This is a genomic window from Nocardioides sp. (assembly GCF_050246775.1).
In the GTDB taxonomy this organism is placed as follows: Bacteria; Actinomycetota; Actinomycetes; order Propionibacteriales; family Nocardioidaceae; genus Nocardioides.
This window is the reverse complement of the sequence record NZ_JBFWVK010000002.1, coordinates 581,136-604,434: the sequence shown is the minus strand read 5'-3', so window position 1 is coordinate 604,434 and position 23,299 is coordinate 581,136. Positions and strand designations below refer to the sequence as shown.

The following is a 23,299-nucleotide window of genomic DNA, read 5'->3' as shown; positions in this document are numbered from 1 at the left end:
GTCGGGTGGCCGTCCACATCGAACCCGGGGGACACCCATGAAGTCACGCCTGTCGAGCACTCTCGTCGCCGCCGCACTCGTCGCCAGCCCACTGCTGGTCATCGGAGCCGGCACCGACGCCGGAGCCGAGACAACTCTCCACGCCGCCGCCGCCAGCAGCGCAGCGCACCACCCGAGCGTGCGCCAGGTGCGCGACTCGCGCGGCGACGTCCAGAAGGTCACTGATCGCGCTGGTCAGGAGACCTTCGCCCCTGCTCCCAGCCGTCGGCACGGGGACATCACGTCGCTGCGGGTCCGGCATGCCGGGTCCGCGGTCGTCGCCACCGTGAGGATGCGCAGCCTCAGTCGTCACGACCGGCTGTTCGGAGCGGTGCTGCAGTTGCGCACCGGCCGGGCCACCTACACAGCGGTCCTGTTCCGGATGGCCCCCGGTGAGCCCCTGTCGACGGACTTCGAGGGCGGCGGTGAGACCGCGTGCGCCGGCCTTCGCCACCACGTGTCCTATCGCCACGACCGGATCACGATCGCCGTTCCGCGCACCTGTCTGGGGTCGCCGGCCTGGGTGCGTGCACGCGCGGTCATCGACTACTTCGGCCGCCCGGTCGGTGGCGAATCGTTCTTCGCTGACGCCGCTCCGGGCAGCACCTTGGTGCGGATCCCCTTCATGGCCAAGGCGTGGCACCCCGGCGCCTGATCGCAGCGTGCCGGTCTCAGGTGGTCCAGGTGCGCAGCCAGATCGTGTGCTCGGACTGCCTGAGCTTGTCCAGGGCCGTCTCGGACAGGGGCTCATCCGCGTCAGTCACGACGTAGCCCTGTTCGCCGCGCGTCGACAGGAACTGGGCGGTCACGTTGTCACCGTTCTCGGCGAGGACCTGGTTGATGCCAGCCAGTACGCCGGGCACGTTGACGTGGAGGTAGCCCACCCGGAACGCGCCCTGGGTCACCGGTGCCTGGACCTCGGGCAGGTTGACCGACACGGCAGTGGAACCGTGCTGGGCGAAGCCGACGAACTTGCCCGCCACGAAGTAGCCGATCTCCTCCTGCGCCTCCTGGGTCGAGCCGCCGACGTGCGGGGTGAGGATCACGTTGTCCAGACCGCGCAGGGCCGACTCGAACGGGTCGCCCTGCTTCTTGGGCTCCACCGGGAAGACGTCGAGGGCGGCGCCGGAGAGATGTCCCGACAGGATGTTGTCGCGCAGGGCGAGGTCGTCGACCACCATGCCGCGCGAGGCGTTGATGAACATGGCCCGAGGCTTCATCTTCGCGAACTGTTCCGCGCCGAACAGGCCGGCGTTGCCGGGTCGGCCGTCCACGTGCAGGCTGACCACGTCGGACTTCTCCAGCAGCTCATCGAGGGTGTGCACCCGACGGGCGTTGCCGTGGGCCAGCCGATCAGCGGTGTCGAAGAAGATCACCCGGAAGCCGAGGGCCTCGGCCAGGTTGGACAGCTGCGTGCCGATGTTGCCGTAGCCGACGATCCCCAGGGTGCGCCCGCGCACCTCGTGGCTGCCGTTGGCCGACTTGTCCCACACCCCGTGGTGCATCTTCTGCGTCTTCTCCGGCAGCCGCCTGGCCAGGGCGATGATCTCGCCGATCACCAGTTCCACCACGCTGCGGGTGTTGGAGTACGGCGCGTTGAAGACGGCCACGCCGCGATCGGCAGCGGCCACGAGGTCGACCTGGTTGGTGCCGATGCAGAAGCATCCGACCGCGATCAGGTCGGGAGCGGCGTCCAGGACCTTGGCGGTGATCGTCGTGTTGGAGCGGATCCCGAGCATGGCCACGCCGGGAAGGGTCGCGATCAGCTCGTCCTCCGACAGGGACCCGGATCGCAGTTCGACCTCGAAGCCGTTGCTCTCGAGGATCTCGACGGCGAGCGGATGGATGTTCTCGAGCAGTAGCACCTTCACGCCCCCAGCGTAGGCGCTGGAACCGGGGTGACCCCGCCGCGTCTTACGCGACATGGGTCACCCCGGCTTCGTGCTCTCAGAACACCTGCTCAGCTGTTCCGCGGCTGGGGCCAGCTGGCCGTGGCCACGTCCCCGCCCCTGACCTGGACGGTCAGGGTCACCTCGTGGGTCCCCTTCTCGTAGAGCTCATAGCCACCCTCGACGAGCTCGGGGAACACCAGCGACGGCACCGAGCCGGCACCGACCGGGCGACTCACGACCGCCACGTGCGGGTGGATCCCCGACGGATGATCATGCGTGTGCCCGTCGGGGGAATGGTCGTGCGCGTGGTGGTGCCCACCCGCCTGGTTCCCCGAAGCGCGCGGGTCACTGTGCAGGTCAGGACCGCCGACCGGCCGGATCTCGACCTCGAGCCCGTCGAGCTCGGCCGGCATGGTGACCACCAGGGCGCCGATGTCCCCGCCGATGTCGAGCAGGACCGAACCCTGCCCGGCGAACGGGTTCTCAACGTGCTGGGCGGTCATGACGCCTTCGTCGTTCCCGGCGTGGTCTGGTAGCCACCGCCCGGCGTACCGAGGTAGGGGAAGTAGTCCCACGTCGGCGCGTTGGTGTCGCTGGTCCCGTCCTGTACGGCGCTGGCTGCGCCGTCCGGGGTGAAGCTCGGGTCGACCAGCGGGATCGTGAGGCCTGCCACAGCCCGCAGCTCGATGGTCACGACGTCGTCGATGATGCGACGACCGTTCGGGAAACCTGCGGCGTCCCCCGCCACCAGGCCGAGGCTGTTGGGCTTGGCGCTCGGCGCGATGGCCACGTTGAGACGCAGCATGTCCGAGGCCACCGGGCCCGTGTAGTTCTGGAAGCCCGGCACCACACCTGTCGGGATCCCGGTGAGCAGGATCGCGTTGAGGTCGGCCCGAGGCTTCTTGTACGCCGCCAGGTTGGGGAACACGCCCGGGTAGAGCGCGGGCAGGAGACCCGCGAGCTCCGGCTTGTTCACGTACTTGGCGTAGCGGCTGTCGCCAGCAGGCTGACGCGCGTTCCACTCGTCCTTCTCGGCCATCGGGACGATCACCTCGTTGAACAGCGGGTTGCCCAGACGCGAGACCTGCTCCCAGGGCCCGTGGCCGACGTACTTGCCTTGGGCCTGGTCGAAGATCCGCGACTTGCGCCGGCTCGCGGTCGCCCACACGCCGATCACGGCACCCGGCTTCATGGGGTCGGTGGGCCGGTCGCGGTTGCGGGTGACCTCCTGGATCGGGACCTGCAACGCGATGGTGTGCACGTTGTAGGACTGGACCGAGTTGACCCCGTTCATGTTCGGCATCGAGATCAGGTGTGCCTCGTTGAAGGGACGCAGCGCACCGAGGTCGAAGATGCTCCCGAGGTCGACGTGGAAGGCGTCAGCGCGCTGACCGGCGAAGACCTGCTGGCCACCGGGAAGCTTGCGGACGGCCTGCTTGGACAGCGCGGCGTAGTTCGGGGTGCTGCGCGGGCCGACGTTCACCGGGGGACACGGAACGTTGCGCGCGATCACCCTGGACACCTTGCCTCGCACCCGGGTGACCGAGTAGTACTGCGGCCGGTTCCAGGTCTCGTCGTCGATGTCGGCGATGGGACCGGTGTTGTAGAGGAAGGTCTTCTCGTTGCGGATCTTGGTGTGGAACCGGAACTGGTACTTCAGGTCCGAGGCGCCCTTGCCCTTGTTGGAGACGTGGATCTCGTAGAGCACGTCGTCGCCGAACTCGTAGAAGTTCGGACCACCATCGGGCTTCTGGAGGGGGATGAAGTTGGCGATGAGCGTCACGGTCGTGGGCCGCTTGGGACTGACGAACGCGTAGACGTCAGTGCCGTCGGCGACCGGGTCCTTGCTGATCTCGGGTGCTTCGCGGTGTGACGACATCAGTTGCCTCCTGCTGCATTGAGGATGCGGTTGACGAGATCGGCGTCGTGCACGATGACCTCGCGGTCGCCGACCATCAGCCGCAGCTTGCTCGAGCGGTGGTCCTTCACATAGGCCACCACGGTCTCCTGTGCGCTTCCCGGCTTGCGCTTGGTGTCGCCCGGCGCTGCTGCTGCCGCCGGCGTGGCGAGACCGGTCAGTCCGACCGTGCCCGCCGCTGCTCCTGCGCCGGCAACGGCGAGGAACTTCCTTCTGTTCGTTTCGCTCATCTGTGTCTGCCTCCTGGGATGGGCACACCTCGATGTGAGGTGCGCCACTCGTGATTCGGTGCGGAGGCCGCATCGGATGGGAGCTCCGCCGAAGATTTCGGCGGTGACGAGCAACCCCCGGGCCCTTCACCGCGTCATAGGGTCTGAGGACTCCAGAGCAACGAGAGGACGACCATGTCTGTGATGACGTCGAGCCGGCACTTTTCCCGCACCTGGGGGTCGGTGACGCTCGGACTGACCGTCGGACTCACTCTGGGGGTCGTCGCCTTGGCGTCGCCGGTCACCGCGGAAGCTGCGGGGGTGGCCTCCGCGGGGCCGGTGGCGCCGGGAGACCGGGGGACCTGGCAGGTGACCCGCGTCAATGACGGGACCTGGCAGGTCTCCTGGCGCTCCCCGGTCCTGCTGCCGGTCACCTCGGACCGGCCGACGATCGTGGAGGATGCCGAGGCGATCGGTACGCCGACGATCGCCGACGACGGCCGCACGGTGCAGGTCACCGTGCAGTCGGCGCAGGCACCGGACCCCGCCGACCTGGACGTCGTCCTGTCGGGCGATCGCCTCGACGCCACCGGAGACGACCTGGCCGGTACGGCGCCAGCGGTCGCCGCCCCGGTTGCCGGCGCCGTCCTCGGCGAGGATCCGGCGACCCCGGGTCCGTACGACGTCGTCTCCAGCGACTACGAGCTCCCCGGTGTCAAGATCGCCGGGATGTCCGAACCCATCGAGATGGTCGGACACGTCGTTGAACCCGCCCCGGACGCCGCGACGGGTCCGCGTCCGCTGGTGCTCTTCCTCCACGGCCGGCACAGCTACTGCTACGACCCTGCCACCGGCGACGACGGGTGGGAGTGGCCGTGCCAGGCTCCCTTCGAGGAGATCCCCAGCCACCTCGGCTACACCTACATCCAGCAGGTGCTCGCCTCGCAGGGCTACGCCACGGTGTCGGTGCGGGTCAACGGCATCAATGCCCAGGACTACGCCCTCGATGACGGTGGGGCCGATGCCCGGGCCCGGATCATCCGCGAGCACCTCGACCACTGGGTGGACCTGGCCGCCGAGCACCAGGTGGACCTGAGTCGCGTGGTGCTCGTGGGTCACAGCCGTGGCGGCGAGGGCGTCGACCGCGCCTCGATCCAGATCCCGCTGTCCGCGCCCTACCGCATCGCCGGTCAGGTCCTGATCGCGCCGACCGACTTCGGCACCCAGACCGCCCCCTACGTTCCCACGGTGACCCTGCTTCCCTACTGCGACGGTGACGTCTCCGACCTGCAGGGCCAGCGGTTCACCGACACCGCCCGCGACCTCACCACCGACGACACCTCGCTGAAGAGCTCGGTGCTGGTGATGGGCGCCAACCACAACTTCTTCAACTCCGAGTGGACACCCGGCGTCGCCGCGGCGCCCTCCTGGGACGACTGGGGCGGCAACGCCGACGGCGCGTGCGGCAAGAAGACCGCCGCACGCCTGAGCGCGCGTGAGCAGCGTGACGTGGGCAAGGCCTGGGTCGCGGGCGCCGTACGCCTGTTCGCCGACGCCGACGAGGTCTTCCTACCGATGTACGACGGCTCCGGGGCCACCGTGGCCTCTGTCGGGGACGCCGACGTGCGGTCCCACGCACTGGGCGGCGGACGCGAGTTGCGGCGTCCCGCCCTGGGCACGGGACTGTCGCTGGCCGACGGCGCCGACACCCAGTTCTGCCGGGGCAGCACCGACTTCGCCGGCGGGCACAACATCTGTGGCCGCGGCATCGAGCAGGGCAACCAGACGCCGCACTGGCCGTCCTCCTACGAGCAGGTGCCGACCCGCCGGGCCTTCGAGATGTCCTGGACGGCCGCTGGACAGTCCGGCGGGATGGTGTTCACCAAGCCGCTCGACCTGAGTGGCGGCCGACTGGAGCTGCGGACGATCGTGGATCCCACGCTGGGCGGGGTCCGTCTCCGGGTCCGGGTGAGCGACGCCGACGGCGCCACCGCCACCTTGACCCCATCGGCCGACGGGGTGGTTCCGGCGCTGCTGCGTGGCCATGGCCTGTCCAAGCGGTGGGCCCAGACCGTGCTGGTCGACACCTCCGCGGCGACCGGGGTCGACCTGACCCGGATCTCCCGGATCGACCTCGTGGGGGACAGCCCGGTCGGCCGGATCTGGGTGGAGGACCTGGCTGCTGCCCCGACGACCCTGGCTCCGGTCCCCGACGAGCGGCTGCCCCTGGTCAGCATCGGCAACCTCCGCCAGGTGGAGGGCGACGGGCCGGGGACGGTCACCGCCCGCCTGCCGTTCACCGTGACCGGCGCGGTGACGCGCCCGGCTCGTCTGGTCGCGGTCGTGGCCGGTCAGGAACGCGGAAGCATCCACCGGATCAGCATCGATCTCGCTCCGGGCCAGACCTCCGGGAGCATCCCGATCGACTACGAGGCCGACGACCGCGACGACTACCCGGCCATGTACACCATCGTGGCCGCCTGGGCCACGCGGGAGGCGATGACCGACGACTACGCGGGACAGCTGATCATCCGCGACGACGACCCGACCCCGGCGTTGACCGTGACCCGGGTGGCGCCCACGGTCAAGGAGGGGCAGAGCGCGCAGTGGCGTCTGGAGTTCGCCGCACGTGTCGACTACGACCTGTTCGTGGACGGCAAGGTGGTGCGGGGTGCCAAGCCGCCGGTGCGGGGGAACGACGTACCCCTGAAATGGCTGCGGCAGCACGGGGCCACACAGCACCGCGACCGACCCCTCTGGCGGCTCGGCGGCTACCTGTACGACGAGTTGCCCACCGGTCGGCGGGTCCTGACCGTCTCGGTGCCGATCCGCAAGGACGGCGTACGCGAAGGACGCGAAGCGGTGACCGCGCGGTTCAAGGTCAACGGACGCGTCTACACCCGCACCATCCACATCGCAGCGTCGAGCTGAGGCGACGGCTCGTCCTCGGTTCCCATCCCACAGGGGACCGAGGATGAGCCGTGCCTGACACAGGCGCCCCCGCAGACACGTCTGTCGACGTAGAGCGGTTCGGAGCTGTGAGCGATCCGGATGGGACTGACGTGAGGTTGTCCAGACCACTCAGAGGTCGTCGGCGTCGACGATCCGGTAGGCGTAGCCCTGTTCGGCCAGGAAGCGCTGCCGGTTCTGGGCGAACTCGGCATCGACGGTGTCGCGGGACACGATCGTGTAGAAGTGCGCGCTCTTGCCCTCGTCCTTGGGGCGCAGCAACCGCCCCAGGCGCTGGGCCTCCTCCTGCCGGGACCCGAAGGAACCCGACACCTGGACGGCCACCTCGGCCGAGGGCAGGTCGATGGAGAAGTTCGCGACCTTGGACACCACCAGCAGGCCCACCTCGCCGGTGCGGAACGCCTCGAACAGGCGCTGTCGCTCCTTCACCGGGGTGTCGCCCTTGATCACGGGGGCTTCAAGGACGGCGGCGAGCTCGTCGAGCTGGTCGATGTACTGCCCGATCACCAGGGTCGGCTGCCCCTGGTGCTGCTTGACCAGCTGCTTGACGACGTCGATCTTGTGGTGGGTGCACGAGGCCAGTCGGTAGCGCTCCTCGGGCTCGGCCGTGGCGTAGGCCAACCGCTCGTTGTTGGGCAGCGTCACCCGCACCTCGACACAGTCGGCCGGTGCGATCCACCCCTGCGCCTCGATGTCCTTCCACGGGGCGTCGTAGCGCTTCGGCCCGATCAGTGAGAACACGTCGCCCTCACGACCGTCCTCACGCACCAGGGTCGCGGTCAGGCCGATCCTGCGGCGGGCCTGGAGGTTGGCGGTCATCCGGAAGATGGGTGCCGGCAAGAGGTGCACCTCGTCGTAGATGACCAAGCCCCAGTCGCGCGCGTCGAGCAGCTCGAGGTGGGTGTAGACGCCTTTGCGGCGGGTGGTGAGCACCTGGTAGGTCGCGATGGTGACCGGGCGGACCTCCTTGACGGCCCCGGAGTACTCGCCGATCTCCTCCTCGGTCAGTGAGGTGCGCTTGATCAGCTCCTCCTTCCACTGCCGGGCACTCACCGTGTTGGTGACCAGGATCAGGGTGGTGGCCTTGGCATGGGCCATCGCGGCCGCGCCGACCAAGGTCTTGCCCGCGCCGCAGGGGAGGACGACGACGCCGCTCCCGCCGTGCCAGAACGAGTCAGCGGCGTCGCGCTGGTAGTCGCGCAGGTGCCACTCCGTCTCGTCCAGATCGATGGCATGGGCCTCACCGTCGACGTAGCCCGCGAAGTCCTCGGCCGGCCAGCCCAGCTTGAGCAGGGCCTGCTTGAGGTTCCCCCGCTCACTCGGGTGGATCGCGACGGTGTCCTCGTCGATGCGGGCCCCGATCATGCCGGCGACCTTCTTGGCGCGCAGCACCTCCTCGAGCACAGGCCGGTCGGTGCTGGCCAGCACCAGTCCGTGGACGGGGTGCTTGTCGAGGCGCAGGCGGCCGTACCGGGCCATCGTCTCGGCGATGTCGACCAGCAGGGCGTGCGGCACGGCGTACCGGCTGTAGGTGAGCAGGGTGTCCACCACCTGCTCGGCGTCGTGTCCCGCCGCCCGGGCGTTCCACAGACCCAGCGGGGTGAGCCGGTAGGTGTGGATGTGCTCTGGCGAACGCTCGAGCTCGGCGAACGGCGCGATCGCCTTGCGGCACTCCTGCGCGAGCTCGTGGTCGATCTCCAGCAGCAACGTCTTGTCGGACTGGACGATCAGGGGGCCTTCATTCACCTGTTGAGTGTACGGAGCGCGGGTGAGGCGCGCGCCCGACGCCGCGGGTTCCCCCGGATGGAGGTTTCCTCGGGGTTGGAGGTTTCCTCGGGTGGAGGTTTCCCCGGTCGGCCGGGGGAACTCGCGGTTGTCAGCCGGTGCAACGCCCGACAACCGAGGGCAACACCTGACCGGTGAGACGCATGTGGCGAGAGAGGTACGCCGAGTGACCCACGCGGGGGTGACTCAGGCGCCCGCCTTCTGCCGCGCCCGGTAGGCGGCCACGTTCGCGCGAGACGAGCAGCGGTCGGAGCAGTAGCGGCGGGACTGGTTGGGGGAGGTGTCGACGTAGACGTTGGTGCAGGGGGTCGAGCTGCACACACCCGGCCGACTCGGTCCGAGGTCGCAGACCACCGTGGCGAGCCCCAGGAGCGCCTCGGAGATCAGCAGCTCAGCCACCGAAGCCGCGCGGTTCGCGACGTGCAGGTGCAGGTTGGCCGGGTCGTGGTCGCTGATCATGGGGGTCACCGGATGGCGGCCGAGCAGCTCGTTGAGACCGTCGACCACCCTCGTCGAGTCGCCCACGTCCGATGCCTCGAACACGGCTCGGAGGTCCTTCTGGAACCTGCGCAGCGTGATCAGGTCCCGCTCGTTGCACTGCTGCTGCAGCCACTCCCGATCGGCGAGGTACGCCGAGAGCGCGCCGACGTCGATCAGGTCGGTGTTGAGCAGCGCTGCACCTGACTCGGCATAACGGACAAAATCCACGCCTGAATCCTACGGGCGGACCTCAGAGCGACCGGACCGTCGTGATGCGGTGGACGGCAAAGGTTCGGGTCTCGTCGCTGCGGTGGTCGCGGGCCGTCAGCCAGCCGCCCTCCACCTGGAGGGGGTCCACGACCCGCTCGGAGGTGGTCCCGTGGTTGTCGACGTAGCCGATCAGCACCGAGCCGCCGGCCTCCACCGCGGAGCGCAGTGCGGTCAGCGAGCTCGACGGGGTGAGCAGGTCCGAAGCAACCGGGCGGGTCGCCTCGATCCGGTCACCGGCACGCACCGCCCGCGCAGCCTGCACGAGCTGAGCGCTCTCGCGGGCCGCCACCAGCCCCGCGGGTCGTCCGGCTCGTGGGGTCCGCGCCCGCAGGAGGTCGCGGCGCGCGATCCGCACCGTTCCGTCGGCAGCTTCGAGGACCGGTGCGCTGCCGAGCTCCCGCAGTCGCGGGAGGAGTACGTCGACCGGCGTATCGCTGACCAGGACCGTGGGAGCGATCCGCCGCAGGCCGAGCGATGCCGCTTTCGGGTGGTGCAGCAGCTCGGAGAGCACGGTCTCGTCGTCGGCCCTCAGGAACGACTCCGCTGCGCCCACCCGGACCGCGCCGAAGGTCCGTGAGGTGTCGTCGATGAGATAGCTCAGGGGCTGCGGCACGGTCGTGCGGGAGACCGATCCCACGAAGTCGTGCAGTTCCAATGCGGACCATCCCGCGTCGAACGCGCGCCGCACCGAGTCGGTGGTGAACCGGTAGACGGTCGCCCCGCCCCGGGACTCGACGTCGGCCACCAGCTGCAGCTGCCGGGCCAGGAGCGGTTCCAGGGGGCCGGGCGCGACGGCAGTGAGGTCGGCCTGGAGCAGCACGTGATCGATCGGTTCGGGGATGAGCGGCGCGAGGGCCTCCGCCGGCGTGCCCTCCTCCTCGAGCAAGGCACGTGCGAAGCCCGAGAGGCCACCGATGCCGAGGAGACCGAGTGTGGCCGCCTCGCGCAGGGTCCAGACGACCAGGTCGTCGCGGGTCCGCGGTCGGCGCGGGCGCAGCCACGTCAACCGCTGGACCAGGCTGGGCGAGCCCGTGCCGGTGGCCAGGACCGTGCCGGGCGGGAGTGCCGCGAGCTCCTGGAGCACCATCATCCGGGTCTCCAGCGACAGGGTGCTGGACAGGTCAGGCGTCAACGCGTTGACCGGCTTGTCCTGCTGATCGCGCGAGCCGACCAGCCCCGGCATGCGCTGGCTGGTCAGCCAGGTCGTCGCCAGGCGCACCCAACGATCCGCCGTGGGCAGCGTGGACCACGCGTCGTACGCATCGGTGGGCAACCAGGCCGGCGTCCCGTCGGGCAGGCTCGCCTGGACGACCAGCTGGGCTGCGGCAGCGATCTCGACCAGCAGGGCGGTCGTGGCCTCGTCGGTGCTGATCTCGGCTGCGGCCTGGCGGAGGTCCCGCACCCCCAGGCCACCGGTGCGCAGTGCCACCGGCGGCGCAGTGCTCCACCGGTCGAGCAGCAGCTCGACGCGCCGTACCGCCTCGAAGGCAGCGCCGGCCGCGGCCTTGTCGATGAGGTGGGCATCGCGGGTGCTGGCCGCGATCTCCGGGGGCGCGTCGATCGGCTCGCGGGTGGTGTGGCCACCGCGCAGGGCGATCCCGACCTCGCCGGGCAGGTAGACGCTGCCGCCTTCGCGGGGCAGCAGCAGCCGCCGGGACAGGGCCTCCTCGACCGGGGTGCGTGCCTGCTCGGGCCGGATGCCCCGTCGTGCCGAGTCGGTGCGGCCCTCGCCGCCGGCGGCGTCGACGTGCTCGAGCAGTGCGCGCGCTGCGGGGCTGAGCTCGTCGAGCAGGGCCGTGGCCGCGTCGACGTCGAGGCCGCCGGAGGCGAACGGCTGCAGGCCGCTGCCGCTGCCGCGCAGGACGTCGGCCACGCCGGTCAGCGCGCGCACGCTGTCGCCGCTCTCCCACACCACGGCCAGGTCCAGCAGTCGGTCGATCGCCGGGCTGACGGATGCGGGATCCGCGAACAGGATGGAGGCCACCTCGGAGCGACTGGTCTGGCCCAGCACGACCACCGCGTCGAGGACCATGAGCTCGGTCCGGGTGAGCTGATCAAGGGCGCGGAGAAGGGACGCCCGGGTGGCCGCACGCGAGGCGAGCTGAGCCGAGTCGTGCGGCGCGGGGGTCGCAAGATCGGGCCGGTCCCGCAGCAGACCCAACAGCCGATCCTCCGGCCAGCCACGCAACTGGTCCGCGAGTGAGCGAGGTGGGGAGGCGGCCATCGGGACAACGCTACTAGGGTGCCCTGCGAGGGTGGTCGGCACGGAGAACGAGAGGCGGTGACCTGGCTCGATGAGCGAAGTCGAACTGAGGTACGCCGGAGCCACGGACGTCGGACTCGTCCGCGACCACAACGAGGACGCCTGGCTGGCATCGCCGCCGGTCTTCGTCGTCGCGGACGGGATGGGCGGACACCACGGGGGAGATGTCGCCAGCGGCATCGTCGTCGAGGAGTTCGCCCGGTTGGCCGGCACCCCCGGCCCTCTGGGCGCGGCAGAGGTCTCGGCGACCCTGGAGTCCTGTCAACGCCGGATCCTGGAGTACGCCGCAGCCCACGGCGCCGCCGGGCCCGGCCAGTGGTACGCCGGTACGACGGTCGCCGCCGCGGTGCTCGTCGAGGACCAGGCCTCGCCGCGCTGGCTCCTGGTCAACCTGGGGGACTCCCGGATCTATCGCCTGCACGACGACCAGCTCGTCCAGGTCAGCGTGGACCACTCCGTGGTGCAGGAGCTGCTCGACGCTGGTCTCATCTCCGAGGCGGAGGCTGAGACCCATCCCGACCGGCACGTCATCACCCGGGCCCTGGGCGGTCCCGAGCTCCCGCCGGCGGATGTATGGGAGCTGCCGGTCGGCGAGACGGGTCGACTCCTGCTCTGCTCCGACGGGGTCAGCGGCCTCGTGTCAGCCGCCGAGCTCGCTCGGCTCCTCGCCGCCTCCCCGGACCCGGCAGCTGCCGCCGAGGGGATCGTTGCGGCCGCCCTGGCAGCGGGGGGCACGGACAACGCCACCGCCGTGGTCATCGATGTGGTGGGATGGCCGACATGAGCACGACGTCGCCGCTGCGGTCCTACCGCCCGGGCAGCTGGTTCGCCATCCTGGGAGAAGTCGTCACCGTCGCGCTGCCGGCGAGTGAGAAGCGCCGCGTGGCGGCCCTCTGGGAACTGGTCGACGCGGGCTCGACCTGGGACGAGCTGCTCGATGTCCTGCTCGACACCGGCCTGCGCGCGCTGCCCGGATTCGTGCTTCTCGGCCACGATGGCGGTGGCCTACGGGTGCTGGTGCGCGGAGCCGCCGTGGTCCGCGTGACGACGGCCGGCGGTGACAGCGAGGAGATCGACGGAAGCGCGGCGCTCACCTGGGCCGAGCGCAGCTTCGGTGAGGTCGCCTCCCTCACGCTGCTGCTCGACGAGTCGGACGGTGACGACCTGGTGATCTCCACCGGCCTGGTGCGGGTCGCCCGGATCGACGCACCGCCGCGCGAGCGAGAGACGCAGGCACCGCCGGAGGCAGAGCCAGAGGTGGAGCCGACATACGACGAGTCGCCGGAGTCGGAGCCCGAGCCGGAGCCGGAAGCGATGCCCGAGCCCGAGCCGACGCCGGAGCCCGCGGTGCTGGACGAGCAGCCGACCGAGATGTTCCCCGCACTCGCGGAGCCCGTGGTGGAGGAAGAGCGCCCGGTGTCGCCGGTGTGGGAGACGCCTCCGGTCTGGGGCAAGGGCCCCGGCGCGGTCGTCGCGCCGGACCCGGACCCCGAGGTGCCGGCAGCGGCGTCCCCCCTGACAGATCCACTCCTGGCGCCGATGCCGAGCGTGGCCCCGGTGGCCGTGTTGTCCTTCTCCAGTGGGGAGGTCATCGAGGTGGATCGCGCCATCCTGGTCGGACGGGCTCCGGAGGCCCGGAGATTCGCCTCGACCGAGCAGCCGATGCTCGTGACTGTGCCGAGTCGCAACCAGGAGATCTCCTCGACCCACCTGGAGATCCGACCGGGCAGCGACGTCGACCTCGGCACCGCCATCGTCACCGACCTGGGCTCGACGAACGGGACGGTGTTGGTGCGACCGGGGGCTGGTCCCGAGGACCTGCAACCGGGCATCCCCGTGCACCTGGTGCCCGGTTCGATCATCGACCTGGGTGACGGCATCACGATCTCGGTCACCGCGCCCTGATGCGCCGATCGTGAATCACAGGTCCTGAGCGCCGTGGCCGACTCGTTCCTCCACCTGCTCTATGCCGAGGCTCCCCGTGAGGCCTTCGACCAGGTGGTGGCCGACGCCGAGCGACGCGGCAGCGCGGGGGCGGATCTCGCGAGCGTTCGGGCCGACTACGACGTGGCGCTGAGGCTGCGCGAGCTGATCGCACGACAGCGATCGCGTGAGGCCCAGCTCTCCGCGCTGTACGAGACCGCGAGCGACCTCACCGCCATCCGCGACGTCGATCTCATCCTGACCGCCATCGTGCGCAGGGCCCGGCAGCTGCTCAATGCCGACATGACCTACCTGTCGCTGAACGACGAGGGCGAGGGGGCGTCCTACATGAAGGTGACCGACGGGGCCCTGACCCAGGAATTCCGCCGGCTGCGCCTCCCGCTCGGCACAGGTCTGCTGGGTCTCGTGGCGCAGACGGGGGCGCCGTACTTCACCGAGGACTACCAGTCCGACGAGCGCTTCGTGCACCGCGACTACATCGACTCGGCGGTCGACGGGGAGATGATCCGGGCCATCCTGGGGGTTCCGCTGGTCGTGGACGGGCGGGTCACCGGGGCACTGCTCGCGGTGCACCGCACGGTGCGTCAGTTCCCTCCCGACGAGGTGTCGCTGTTGACGTCGTTCGCGGCCCATGCGTCGGTGGCACTCGAGAACGCCCGGCTCTTCGAGCGGGTCGAGGAGGCCCATCGATCGATGCGCGAGCACACGGCCGCTGTCGAGGCGGCTGCCAACGCCCACGACCAGCTCACCGACCTGCTGCTGCGTGGCGAGGGCGTGGCGGAGGTCGCCACCGCGGTGTCGGAGCTGCTCGGGGGGCACGTCGCCGTGCACGACTCCTTCGGGGAGCTCCTGGCCGGCCAGGACGGTGACCTTGCCCCGTTCGCCGACTCGATCGCCGCCTCGGTGTCCTCGGGTCGCTGCGTGGAGTACGCCGACTGCCACGTGGCGGCAGCGCTGGCCTCGGGCGAGCATGTGGCCACGCTGGTGCTGCGGGACAGAAAGGCTGCGCTGGGGCTTCCCGAACGCCGGACCCTGGAACGCGCCGCCCTGGTGACGGCGCTCATCCTGGTCTTCGACCGATCGGTCGCCGATGCCGAGGAGCGGCTCGGCGGGGAGCTGCTGGCCGACCTTCTCGACGGTCGCGAACCGGACCCGGTCCGCCGGCGCGAGCGGGCCGGACGCCAGCACGCCGATCTGGAGGGGCCGCTGGCCCTGGTGGTGGCCTGCCTGGACGAGCCCGGTCAGCAGACCGCCCATCGCGCGGGCGCCCGGTTCGCCACCGGCAACCGAGGCCTGTCGGCGCGCTATCGCGGCACGGTCGTCGTGCTGGTGCCCAGCGCGGACCCCGGGGAGACCGGACGCGCGGTCCACTCCCTCCTGGGGGACGGCGCCACATCAGCGGTGGTCGCCGCCGACGTCGACACCCTGCCGGCTGCCTTCGCCCAGGCGCGCCGATGCGTGGAGGCTCTGCTCACGCTGGGACGCCACGGCACGGTGAGCGATCCGGTCGCAATGGGTGTGAGCGGGCTGCTGCTCGGCAGCCCCGGCGCCGACGACCTGGCTGCGTTCGTCTCGGCCACGGTCGGTCCTCTGCTGGAGTACGACGCTCGCCGCGGGAGCGCGCTGGTCGACACGGTGCTGGCCTGGTTCGCGCACGGGGGACACCTGCGCGACACCGCGGCACAACTGCACGTGCACCCCAACACCGTCGCCCAGCGCCTGGAACGCGTCGGCGAGCTCCTCGGCCCCGAGTGGCGAGACCCGGCCCGCAGCCTGGACCTGCAACTCGCGCTGCGCATGCACCAGCTGCGAGATGTGTGACACCGACACATAGGTGGCCGTGAACAGTGGGTGTCCTTCCCATGTCGGGCGTGCCTGCGGGCGCCGTACGTTCGATGCATGCCTGAGACCCACGTCACCACTCTGACCGGCCGCACCGCCGTGGTGACCGGTGGCGCCAGCGGCATCGGCGCGGCCATCGCCACGCAGCTCGCCGAGCAAGGAGCACTGGTCGTCGTGCTGGATCGCGACGGCGAGGCCGCGGCCAAGCTGGCGGCCGCCATCCATGGCGACTTCAGGGCCGTCGATCTCACCGATGCCGAGGCGATCGACGCTCTCGACCTTCAGGCCGACATCTTGGTCAACAATGCGGGGTTCCAGCACGTCGCACCCATCGAGGAGTTCGACCCTGAGCAGTTCCGGAGGATGCACCGGCTGATGCTGGAGGCGCCGTTCCTGCTCGCTCGCCGGATGCTGCCGGGAATGTATGAGCGAGGCTTCGGCCGGATCGTGCACGTCTCCAGCGTCCACGGACACCGGGCCTCGCCCTACAAGTCGGCGTACGTCAGCGCCAAGCATGGCCTCGAGGGACTCTCCAAGGTGATCGCCCTCGAAGGTGCCGACAAGGGGGTCACGAGCAACACGGTCTGCCCCGGCTACGTGCGCACCGCCCTCGTGGAGGGCCAGTTGGCCGATCAGGCGAGCGCCCACGACATCGACGAGGACGAGGTTCTGGACCAGGTACTGCTGGCCCGAACCCCAGTAAAACGGCTCGTCGAACCCCAGGAAGTTGCCGAGATGGTCACGTTCCTCTGCGGCGTCGGCGCGCAGTCGATCACCGGCAGTTCCTTCCTGCTCGACGGCGGCTGGACCGCTGCCTGAAACACCCGACCTCCCCCACCGCAGCACCCCCGAAAGGAACCACGATGTCCGTCACCACCACCGGCTCCTCGACCGAGAAGATCCCTGAAGGATCCGGGACGAACTCGATCGTCAAGATCGTCTTCGCGAGCCTGATCGGTACCGCCGTCGAGTGGTACGACTTCTTCCTCTACGGCTCGGCCGCAGCCCTCGTGTTCGGGACCCTGTTCTTCCCCTCCTCCGACCCGATCACCGGCACCCTGCTGGCCTTCGGCACCTACGCCCTGGGCTTCGTGGCGCGGCCGCTGGGCGGCGTGATCTTCGGTCACTACGGTGACAAGGTCGGCCGCAAGAAGATGCTGGTCGTCGCCCTCTTCCTCATGGGTGCCGCGACGGTGGCGATCGGCCTCCTGCCGACGTACGCCACCATCGGTGTCGCCGCCCCCATCCTGCTGCTGGTCTGCCGCCTCGTGCAGGGTTTCGCCGTGGGCGGTGAGTGGGGTGGTGCGGTGTTGATGGCCGCCGAGCACGGCAAGGACGAGCATCGCGGCTTCTGGTCGTCGTTCCCGCAGGCCGGCGTCCCCCTGGGCAACCTGTTGGCGACCGGTGTGCTGTGGGCGCTCGCGTTCTTCCAGAGCGACTCCACCTTCGAGGCCTGGGGCTGGCGGATTCCGTTCCTGCTGAGCGCGGTGCTGGTGTTCATCGGGCTCTGGGTACGCCTGAGCCTGGAGGATTCGCAGGTGTTCAAGGAGGCCAAGGCCGAGATCACGCAGACCGCTCGCCCGCACCTGCCGATCATCGAGGTGCTGCGCTCCTACCCGCGCGAGGTGACCATCGCGATGGGCATGCGCCTGGCCGAGAACATCTCCTACTACCTGTTCACGATCGTGGTCATCACCTACGTGAAGGAGTATCTCGACGCGAGCACTGACGTCGTGCTCACGGCACTCCTGATCGGCGCCGCCTTCCAGTTCTTCCTCATCCCGGCGCTGGGTGCGCTCTCGGACAAGGTGGGACGGCGCCCGCTCTACCTCACCGGCGCCGCGGGTGTCGGGGTGTGGGGCTTCGTGTTCTTCGGCCTCATCGACTCCCTCGACCAGGGGCAGGTGCTGCTCGCTGTCGTGGTGGGCCTGTTCTTCCACTCCTTGATGTACGCCCCGCAGGCCGCGTTCTTCTCCGAGCTGTTCGGGACGTCGGTGCGCTACACCGGTGCGTCGGTGGGCTACCAGCTGGCGTCGATCTTCGCCGGCGCGCTGGCCCCGATCATCGCCCTGAAGCTGCTCGGTGACGCCTCGGACAAGAACACCCTCGCGGTGTCGATCTACCTCGCCTCGGCGTCGGTGCTGACCATCGTCGCGGTGCTCTGCGCCAAGGAGACCTCGGGCTCCTCGCTGCGCCACGACCGGGTCCTCGAGGACGCCTGAGAAAGTCCTTCCGACGGGGGTCGGGTGGCAGTCCGCAGACTGTCCACCTGGCCCCCGAAGGTCACGATTCAGTCAGTTTTCGCGTTTCACAACGGCCCGCAGAGATTTGCGCTTTGATAACGGTTCTACTACTTTCGTTGACTTGCCATGCTGGTGCAGGGTGCGGATCTCGGGCTGTATCAGCGACATGACAGATGTTTGTGCACAGGGTTCCCCCGTCCTGTGCCCGGAGGACGTATGACTTTCAGGCTCGAGCACACACCCGAACCTGCCCATCGAAATGCCACCCCGAGACACCGCGCACGCGTTGATCTCGCTACCAAGACCCGGACGCCACGCCGGACGCTGATCCTGATCGGCACCCTCGTGGCCATGCTGGTGGCCGTTCCGGCCGCCCTCGCGGTCACCGGTGGGCTGAAGACCAGCAAGGCCTCCTTCCGCAGTATGGAACTCGTCGTCAACGGAGACTTCGAGGACGGTACGACCGGTTGGAAGGTCAACTACCCCGCCCGTCAGCAGCTCGCGGCCACGCGGCCTGCGGCCAACGGTGCAGCGGCGGCCCAGCTGACCAGCAGCACCGCAGGCAACGTGATCGTCAACGACGTGGCCCCGACAGTGACCTCGACGACCACCGGTCGCGTGTACAACGTCAGCGCCTACGTGCGCTCGACCGGTGAGGACCTGCGCGGCCGCCTCCGCATCCGTGAGGTGTCCGGCGGCGCGTCCATCGCCAGCGCCCACGCCGAGTTCCGCGCCACCAGCGATGCCTGGTCGCGCATCGAACTGGCCTACACGACCGTGAGCAACAACGCCTCGCTGGACCTCAACGTGGTCGGTCTCAAGGTCCCCAGTGGCGTAGGCCTGCTCGTCGACAGCGTGTCGATGGTGGCCATGGAGCCGACCTCGGCCCCGACGAGCGCGCCCACCTCGGCCCCGACGAGCGCGCCGACCTCGGCGCCGACGTCGTCGAGCCCGTCGACCTCACCGTCCTCGAGCCCCACCAAGGCGCCGAGCACCAGCCCGTCGTCATCGCCGACCAAGGCCCCGACCTCGGCTCCGACAACGGCGCCCACGTCGAGCCCCACCTCAACGCCGACCTCGACACCGTCCGCGCCCAGCGGCTGTGTCAGCAACGCGATGGGGATCCCCACCACCGGGACCTACCTCGGCGCTGTCGTCAACGGTGTCAGCACCATCGAGGCTCGCGAGTCGCAGCTCGGCCGCACCATGGCCCTGCACCGGACCTACTTCTCAGCCGACCGGATCGCCGGCGCCGTGAAGCAGGCCAACGCGGACCTCGCCGCAGGACGTCTGCCCTGGATCAGCTTCAAGGAGCCGTTGTCCTGGTCGCAGATGGCTGCCGGCGCCGGTGACGCCTGGGCCACGGAGTTGGCCGACGCGCTCGGCAAGGTGAACGGCCCCGTGTGGCTCGCGGTGCACCACGAGCCGGAGAACGACGGTGACATGGCGTTGTGGACGGCCATGCAGGCCCGGATCGCGCCGATCATCCACGCGCGGACCAACAACGTCGCCTACTCGGTGATCTACAGCGGTTGGAACACCTTCGGCGGCGACCAGAACACGATCGCCACCAAGTGGCCCGGTGACGCCAACGTCGACATCCTGGCCATCGACGCCTACAACGACTTCGGCGCCGTGCGCAACGGCAAGGAAGGCGTGAAGGTGCTCGAGCTGAAGACCTACTACGCCAAGATGGCGGCCTGGTCCAAGGCGCACGGCAGCCGGTTCGCCATCGGTGAGACCGGTCAGACCGCGAAGGCGTCCGCAGTGGACCCGACCTGGCTCGACCGGACCTACCACGACATGGTGGCCGCTGGCGGAGTCGGCCTGTCCTACTACGACTCGAACGCCAACTCGGTGGCCGACTGGTCCCTGAACGACAAGGTCAAGTTCAACCGGTTCAAGGCTCTGATGTCGGAGTCTGCCTACCTCTGCTGACGCTCAGCACCAGCACGACCCGCACGCCGACCCGTGGTTCACCGACCACGGGTCGGCGTTCTGGTTGGATGGCCCGATGGCACTCATCGAGGCGCGGGGGCTCGGGAAGGTGTACGGCGGCAAGCCGGCGGTCACGGACCTCACCTTCGACGTGCACCCCGGCACCGTCACCGGCTTCCTGGGACCCAACGGGTCCGGCAAGTCCACCACCATGCGGTTGATGCTCGGGCTCGACCACGGCTCTGGCACCACCACCTTCGACGGACGGCCCTTCACCGCACTGGCCCACCCCATGCGACACGTCGGCGCCCTGCTCGAGGCCAAGCCGTTCCACCCCACCCGCAAGGCGCGCAACCACCTGCTGATGCTCGCGGTCGCCAACGGCATCCCGGCCTCGCGCGTCGACCAGGTCCTCGAGCAGCTCGGACTGGCCGAGGTGGCCCGCAAGCGGCCCAAGACCTTCTCCTTGGGCATGGGGCAACGACTCGGCCTGGCAGCGGCCCTGCTGGGGGACCCCCACACGCTCATCCTGGACGAGCCGGCCAACGGCCTGGACCCGCAGGGCATCCAGTGGATGCGCCAGTTGCTGACGTCGCTGGCGGCCCAGGGACGCTCGGTCTTCGTCTCCAGTCACCTGCTCTCGGAGATGGCGTTGATGGCCGACCACCTGGTGGTCATCGGCAAGGGCCGGATGATCGCCAGTGGCCCGGTGGCCGACTTCGTGAAGAGCGCCCGCACCGGCGCCGTACTCGTCCGGACACCGCAGGCCAGCGAGCTCGCCGCCCTGCTCGGAGCTCAGGAGGGGGTGGTCGTCACCCCCGAGCACGACGGGCTGCGCGTCACCGGCCTGGAGGCCGACCGGATCGGCGACCTGGCCTTCGACAACCAGATCCGACTGCACGAGCTGGCTACCCAGATGGCCACGCTGGAGGAGGCCTTCTTGGAGGCCACGTCAGGCGCCGAGGAGTTCCAGGCCCAGCAGCCGGCGCGGCGCGAGGGGGACGCCTCGTGACCGCCGCGCTGCGTTACGAGTGGACCCGGATCCGCACGATCAGGTCGACCTGGTGGCTGACGGTGATGGCCGTTGTCGTCGGTGTCGGCATCTCGACGCTGTTCTCCTGGGCGATGCACCACGAGTTCTCCCGGTTCGGCACCGATCGCGAGGACCTCAACGGTCTCGGTGCCGCGGTGCTCACCCAACTGGCCGCCACGGGCCAGATCCCGTCCGTGGTCTCGTTCATCCTGGCGATGCTGGGCATCTTCGCGTGGGGGCACGAATACCGCCACGGCATGATCCGGGCCTCCTTGACCGCCCTCAGCTCGCGCACGTCCTTCTGGATCGCGAAGTACGTCGTGGTCGGGCTGTGGGTGGCGGTCTCGTCCCTGGCGGTGACCCTGCTCTCCGGGCTGGTCGCGGTGGTGTTCCTGAGTGACTACGTGACGATCTTCGACAGCGACGCCTGGAGCGTGATCGGACGCCAGGTGGTGTTCGCCGTGCTGCTCGCCTGGCTGGCCATGGCGTTCACCTCGTTGACCCGGTCGCAGGCCTTCGCGCTCGTCACGATCTTCCTGTGGCCGCTGCTGATCGAGAACCTGATCCTGGTGTTCTTCCTGCTCGTGCCGGGCCTGCGTGATCACACCGACATCCTGCGCTTCAGGCCCTTCTCGGCCGGCAACAAGCTGCTCGACGTCCTCAGTGAGCCGACCTCGACCTTCGGCGACCCGCTGTCCCCGCTGGGTGGCGGCATCGTGTTCGGTGGGCTCACGGCGGTGCTGATGCTGGCCTCGTTCCTGTTGTTCCGCAGCCGCGACGCCTGAGGCGTCCTGGCCGATCGGAGGGTGGAGGACGGGACCGGACTGACCTAGGGTGCGAGGCATGGAGTCCTACGCCGCAGGCGAGACCAGTCAGCCGCTGCTCGAGGAAACGGTCGGCGCCAACTTCGAACGCACGGTCGCCACCCATCGGGGCCGCGAGGCGCTGGTGGAGCTCGCATCGGGTCGTCGCTGGATGTGGGGCGAGCTCGACGACGACGTCAACGCGTGCGCGCGGGGCCTGATGGCGGCCGGTGTCGCGAAGGGTGATCGGGTGGGGATCTGGTCGCCGAACTGCGCGGAGTGGACCATCACGCAGTATGCGAGCGCCAAGATCGGCGCAGTGCTGGTCAACGTGAACCCGGCCTACCGGACCCACGAGTTCTCCTACGCGGTGAACCAGAGCGGGATGCGGCTGCTCATCGCGGCCAGCAGCTTCAAGACCAACGACTACCGCTCGATGGTGGAGGCGACGGCCGACCAGTGCGAGACGCTCGAGCGCACGATCTATCTCGACACCTCGGACTGGGCCGAGCTCCTGGCCTCGGGCATCCACCTGCCCGAGGACGCCGTCGCGCAGCGCATGGCGAGCCTCGACCCGTTCGACCCGATCAACATCCAATACACCTCAGGCACCACGGGCTACCCCAAGGGCGCCACCCTGAGCCATCGCAACATCCTGAACAACGGCTACTTCGTCACCGAGCTGATCAACTTCACCCAGGACGACCGGTTGTGCATCCCGGTGCCGTTCTACCACTGCTTCGGGATGGTGATGGCCAACCTGGGATGCACCACGCACGGCGCGACGATGGTGATCCCGTCGCCCGGCTTCGATCCCGGCCTGACGCTGAAGGCGGTCGCCGAGGAGCGGTGCACGGCGGTCTACGGGGTGCCCACCATGTTCATCGCGATGCAGAACGTCCCCGACTTCGCCTCCTACGACCTGTCGTCGTTGCGGACCGGGATCATGGCCGGGTCGATCTGTCCCATCGAGGTGATGAAGCACTGCATCAACGACATGAACATGGCGGAGGTCTCGATCGCCTACGGCATGACCGAGACCTCGCCGGTGTCGTGCCAGACCCGCCACGACGACGACATCGAGCGGCGTACGGCCACGATCGGGCGGGTGCATCCGCACGTCGAGGTCAAGGTGGTCGACCCGGTGACGGGGGAGACCATGGAGCGCGGCCAGACCGGGGAGCTCTGCACCCGGGGCTACTCGGTGATGCTGGGCTACTGGGACGACCCGGACAAGACCGCCGAGGCGATCGACGCCGAGGGCTGGATGCACACCGGCGACCTGGCCGAGATGCGCGAGGACGGCTACTGCAACATCGTGGGCCGGATCAAGGACATGGTGATCCGCGGTGGTGAGAACATCTACCCCCGTGAGATCGAGGAGTTCCTCTACGCCCACCCCGACATCGAGGACGTCCAGGTCATCGGGGTGCCCGACGAGAAGTACGGCGAGGAGCTGTGCGCCTGGGTGAAGCTCAAGTCCGGTGCCGCGCCGCTGGATGCCGCCGGGGTGCGTGAGTTCGCCACCGGCCAGCTGGCGCACTACAAGATCCCGCGCTACGTGATGGTCGTGGAGGAGTTCCCGATGACGGTGACCGGCAAGATCCGCAAGGTGCAGATGCGCGAGGAGACCGCCAGGACCCTGGGCCTGCCTCCCCGTTGAGTCGGCC

18 protein-coding genes are annotated in these 23,299 nt (G+C 69.5%); 11 read left to right on the top strand and 7 right to left on the bottom strand.

Going from position 1 to position 23,299, the window contains the following annotated elements; genetic code table 11:
* Positions 1 to 37 precede the first annotated feature (37 nt).
* Positions 38 to 694, top strand: coding sequence for a hypothetical protein (locus AB7I40_RS12775; RefSeq protein ID WP_428344783.1), 657 nt, complete (start codon positions 38 to 40; stop codon positions 692 to 694).
* A gap of 16 nt (positions 695 to 710) precedes the next feature.
* Here AB7I40_RS12775 and serA read toward each other — a convergent pair whose 3' ends face one another.
* The 4 genes from serA to AB7I40_RS12755 form a co-directional block, all read right to left on the bottom strand.
* Positions 711 to 1,910 carry a phosphoglycerate dehydrogenase gene (gene serA / locus AB7I40_RS12770; RefSeq protein WP_428344782.1) on the bottom strand — a complete coding sequence of 400 codons (1,200 nt, stop codon included), beginning with the start codon at positions 1,908 to 1,910 and terminating at the stop codon, positions 711 to 713.
* Positions 1,911 to 1,999: 89 nt separating this feature from the next.
* Entirely contained in the window at positions 2,000 to 2,434 is a 435-nt protein-coding gene (locus AB7I40_RS12765) for a hypothetical protein (RefSeq protein WP_428344781.1), read from the bottom strand.
* Positions 2,431 to 3,810 carry a DUF4331 domain-containing protein gene (locus AB7I40_RS12760; RefSeq protein ID WP_428344780.1) on the bottom strand — a complete coding sequence of 460 codons (1,380 nt, stop codon included), beginning with the start codon at positions 3,808 to 3,810 and terminating at the stop codon, positions 2,431 to 2,433. Before AB7I40_RS12760 ends, AB7I40_RS12765 begins: the two co-directional genes overlap by 4 nt.
* Positions 3,810 to 4,079, bottom strand: a complete 270-nt coding sequence (locus tag AB7I40_RS12755) for a hypothetical protein (RefSeq protein WP_428344779.1) — start codon at positions 4,077 to 4,079, stop codon at positions 3,810 to 3,812. Before AB7I40_RS12755 ends, AB7I40_RS12760 begins: the two co-directional genes overlap by 1 nt.
* 183 nt (positions 4,080 to 4,262) lie before the next feature.
* On the opposite strand from AB7I40_RS12755, the gene AB7I40_RS12750 reads away from it, so the two are divergent.
* Positions 4,263 to 6,989, top strand: a complete 2,727-nt coding sequence (locus AB7I40_RS12750) for a hypothetical protein (RefSeq protein WP_428344778.1) — start codon at positions 4,263 to 4,265, stop codon at positions 6,987 to 6,989.
* Positions 6,990 to 7,139: 150 nt separating this feature from the next.
* Here AB7I40_RS12750 and AB7I40_RS12745 read toward each other — a convergent pair whose 3' ends face one another.
* The 3 genes from AB7I40_RS12745 to AB7I40_RS12735 all read right to left on the bottom strand — a co-directional run bounded on the left by AB7I40_RS12745 (position 7,140) and on the right by AB7I40_RS12735 (position 11,787).
* Positions 7,140 to 8,774 carry a DNA repair helicase XPB gene (locus tag AB7I40_RS12745; RefSeq protein ID WP_428344777.1) on the bottom strand — a complete coding sequence of 545 codons (1,635 nt, stop codon included), beginning with the start codon at positions 8,772 to 8,774 and terminating at the stop codon, positions 7,140 to 7,142.
* 225 nt (positions 8,775 to 8,999) lie between these two features.
* The gene (locus tag AB7I40_RS12740) at positions 9,000 to 9,521 is read right to left on the bottom strand and encodes a CGNR zinc finger domain-containing protein (protein ID WP_428344776.1); all 522 of its coding nucleotides are present in this window, start codon (positions 9,519 to 9,521) and stop codon (positions 9,000 to 9,002) included.
* A 22-nt stretch (positions 9,522 to 9,543) separates the two neighbouring features.
* Complete coding sequence (locus tag AB7I40_RS12735; protein WP_428344775.1) at positions 9,544 to 11,787, bottom strand: helicase-associated domain-containing protein; 2,244 nt, start codon at positions 11,785 to 11,787, stop codon at positions 9,544 to 9,546.
* A gap of 70 nt (positions 11,788 to 11,857) precedes the next feature.
* Between AB7I40_RS12735 and AB7I40_RS12730 the strand changes: the two genes are divergently transcribed.
* The 9 genes from AB7I40_RS12730 (at position 11,858) to AB7I40_RS12690 (ending at position 23,292) form a co-directional block, all read left to right on the top strand.
* On the top strand, positions 11,858 to 12,610 hold the full coding sequence (locus tag AB7I40_RS12730) for a PP2C family protein-serine/threonine phosphatase (protein ID WP_428344774.1): 753 nt from the start codon (positions 11,858 to 11,860) through the stop codon (positions 12,608 to 12,610).
* Positions 12,607 to 13,731 carry an FHA domain-containing protein gene (locus AB7I40_RS12725; RefSeq protein ID WP_428344773.1) on the top strand — a complete coding sequence of 375 codons (1,125 nt, stop codon included), beginning with the start codon at positions 12,607 to 12,609 and terminating at the stop codon, positions 13,729 to 13,731. The genes AB7I40_RS12730 and AB7I40_RS12725 overlap by 4 nt, the downstream gene beginning before the upstream one ends.
* A 33-nt stretch (positions 13,732 to 13,764) precedes the next feature.
* Entirely contained in the window at positions 13,765 to 15,591 is a 1,827-nt protein-coding gene (locus tag AB7I40_RS12720; RefSeq protein ID WP_428344772.1) for a helix-turn-helix domain-containing protein, read from the top strand.
* 78 nt (positions 15,592 to 15,669) lie between these two features.
* Complete coding sequence (locus AB7I40_RS12715; RefSeq protein WP_428344771.1) at positions 15,670 to 16,431, top strand: 3-hydroxybutyrate dehydrogenase; 762 nt, start codon at positions 15,670 to 15,672, stop codon at positions 16,429 to 16,431.
* Between the two features lie 44 nt (positions 16,432 to 16,475).
* Positions 16,476 to 17,834 (top strand): MFS transporter, encoded by a 1,359-nt coding sequence (locus tag AB7I40_RS12710; RefSeq protein ID WP_428344770.1) that lies wholly within the window; start codon positions 16,476 to 16,478, stop codon positions 17,832 to 17,834.
* 237 nt (positions 17,835 to 18,071) lie between these two features.
* Positions 18,072 to 19,793, top strand: a complete 1,722-nt coding sequence (locus AB7I40_RS12705; RefSeq protein ID WP_428344769.1) for a carbohydrate binding domain-containing protein — start codon at positions 18,072 to 18,074, stop codon at positions 19,791 to 19,793.
* 76 nt (positions 19,794 to 19,869) lie between these two features.
* Complete coding sequence (locus tag AB7I40_RS12700; RefSeq protein ID WP_428344768.1) at positions 19,870 to 20,805, top strand: ATP-binding cassette domain-containing protein; 936 nt, start codon at positions 19,870 to 19,872, stop codon at positions 20,803 to 20,805.
* Positions 20,802 to 21,611, top strand: a complete 810-nt coding sequence (locus tag AB7I40_RS12695; RefSeq protein ID WP_428344767.1) for a hypothetical protein — start codon at positions 20,802 to 20,804, stop codon at positions 21,609 to 21,611. Before AB7I40_RS12700 ends, AB7I40_RS12695 begins: the two co-directional genes overlap by 4 nt.
* Before the next feature lie 58 nt (positions 21,612 to 21,669).
* Positions 21,670 to 23,292 carry an AMP-binding protein gene (locus AB7I40_RS12690; protein WP_428344766.1) on the top strand — a complete coding sequence of 541 codons (1,623 nt, stop codon included), beginning with the start codon at positions 21,670 to 21,672 and terminating at the stop codon, positions 23,290 to 23,292.
* Positions 23,293 to 23,299 lie beyond the last annotated feature (7 nt).

Bases quoted from the DNA above. Each gene is read 5' to 3' on its own strand.
- AB7I40_RS12755 (WP_428344779.1), bottom strand. From the start codon at position 4,079: ATGAGCGAAACGAACAGAAGGAAGTTCCTCGCCGTTGCCGGCGCAGGA.
- AB7I40_RS12765 (WP_428344781.1), bottom strand. From the start codon at position 2,434: ATGACCGCCCAGCACGTTGAGAACCCGTTCGCCGGGCAGGGTTCGGTC.
- AB7I40_RS12735 (WP_428344775.1), bottom strand. From the start codon at position 11,787: ATGGCCGCCTCCCCACCTCGCTCACTCGCGGACCAGTTGCGTGGCTGG.
- AB7I40_RS12710 (WP_428344770.1), top strand. From the start codon at position 16,476: ATGTCCGTCACCACCACCGGCTCCTCGACCGAGAAGATCCCTGAAGGA.
- AB7I40_RS12715 (WP_428344771.1), top strand. From the start codon at position 15,670: ATGCCTGAGACCCACGTCACCACTCTGACCGGCCGCACCGCCGTGGTG.
- AB7I40_RS12690 (WP_428344766.1), top strand. From the start codon at position 21,670: ATGGAGTCCTACGCCGCAGGCGAGACCAGTCAGCCGCTGCTCGAGGAA.
- AB7I40_RS12725 (WP_428344773.1), top strand. From the start codon at position 12,607: ATGAGCACGACGTCGCCGCTGCGGTCCTACCGCCCGGGCAGCTGGTTC.
- AB7I40_RS12760 (WP_428344780.1), bottom strand. From the start codon at position 3,810: ATGTCGTCACACCGCGAAGCACCCGAGATCAGCAAGGACCCGGTCGCC.
- AB7I40_RS12730 (WP_428344774.1), top strand. From the start codon at position 11,858: ATGAGCGAAGTCGAACTGAGGTACGCCGGAGCCACGGACGTCGGACTC.
- AB7I40_RS12705 (WP_428344769.1), top strand. From the start codon at position 18,072: ATGACTTTCAGGCTCGAGCACACACCCGAACCTGCCCATCGAAATGCC.
- AB7I40_RS12775 (WP_428344783.1), top strand. From the start codon at position 38: ATGAAGTCACGCCTGTCGAGCACTCTCGTCGCCGCCGCACTCGTCGCC.
- AB7I40_RS12700 (WP_428344768.1), top strand. From the start codon at position 19,870: ATGGCACTCATCGAGGCGCGGGGGCTCGGGAAGGTGTACGGCGGCAAG.
- AB7I40_RS12750 (WP_428344778.1), top strand. From the start codon at position 4,263: ATGACGTCGAGCCGGCACTTTTCCCGCACCTGGGGGTCGGTGACGCTC.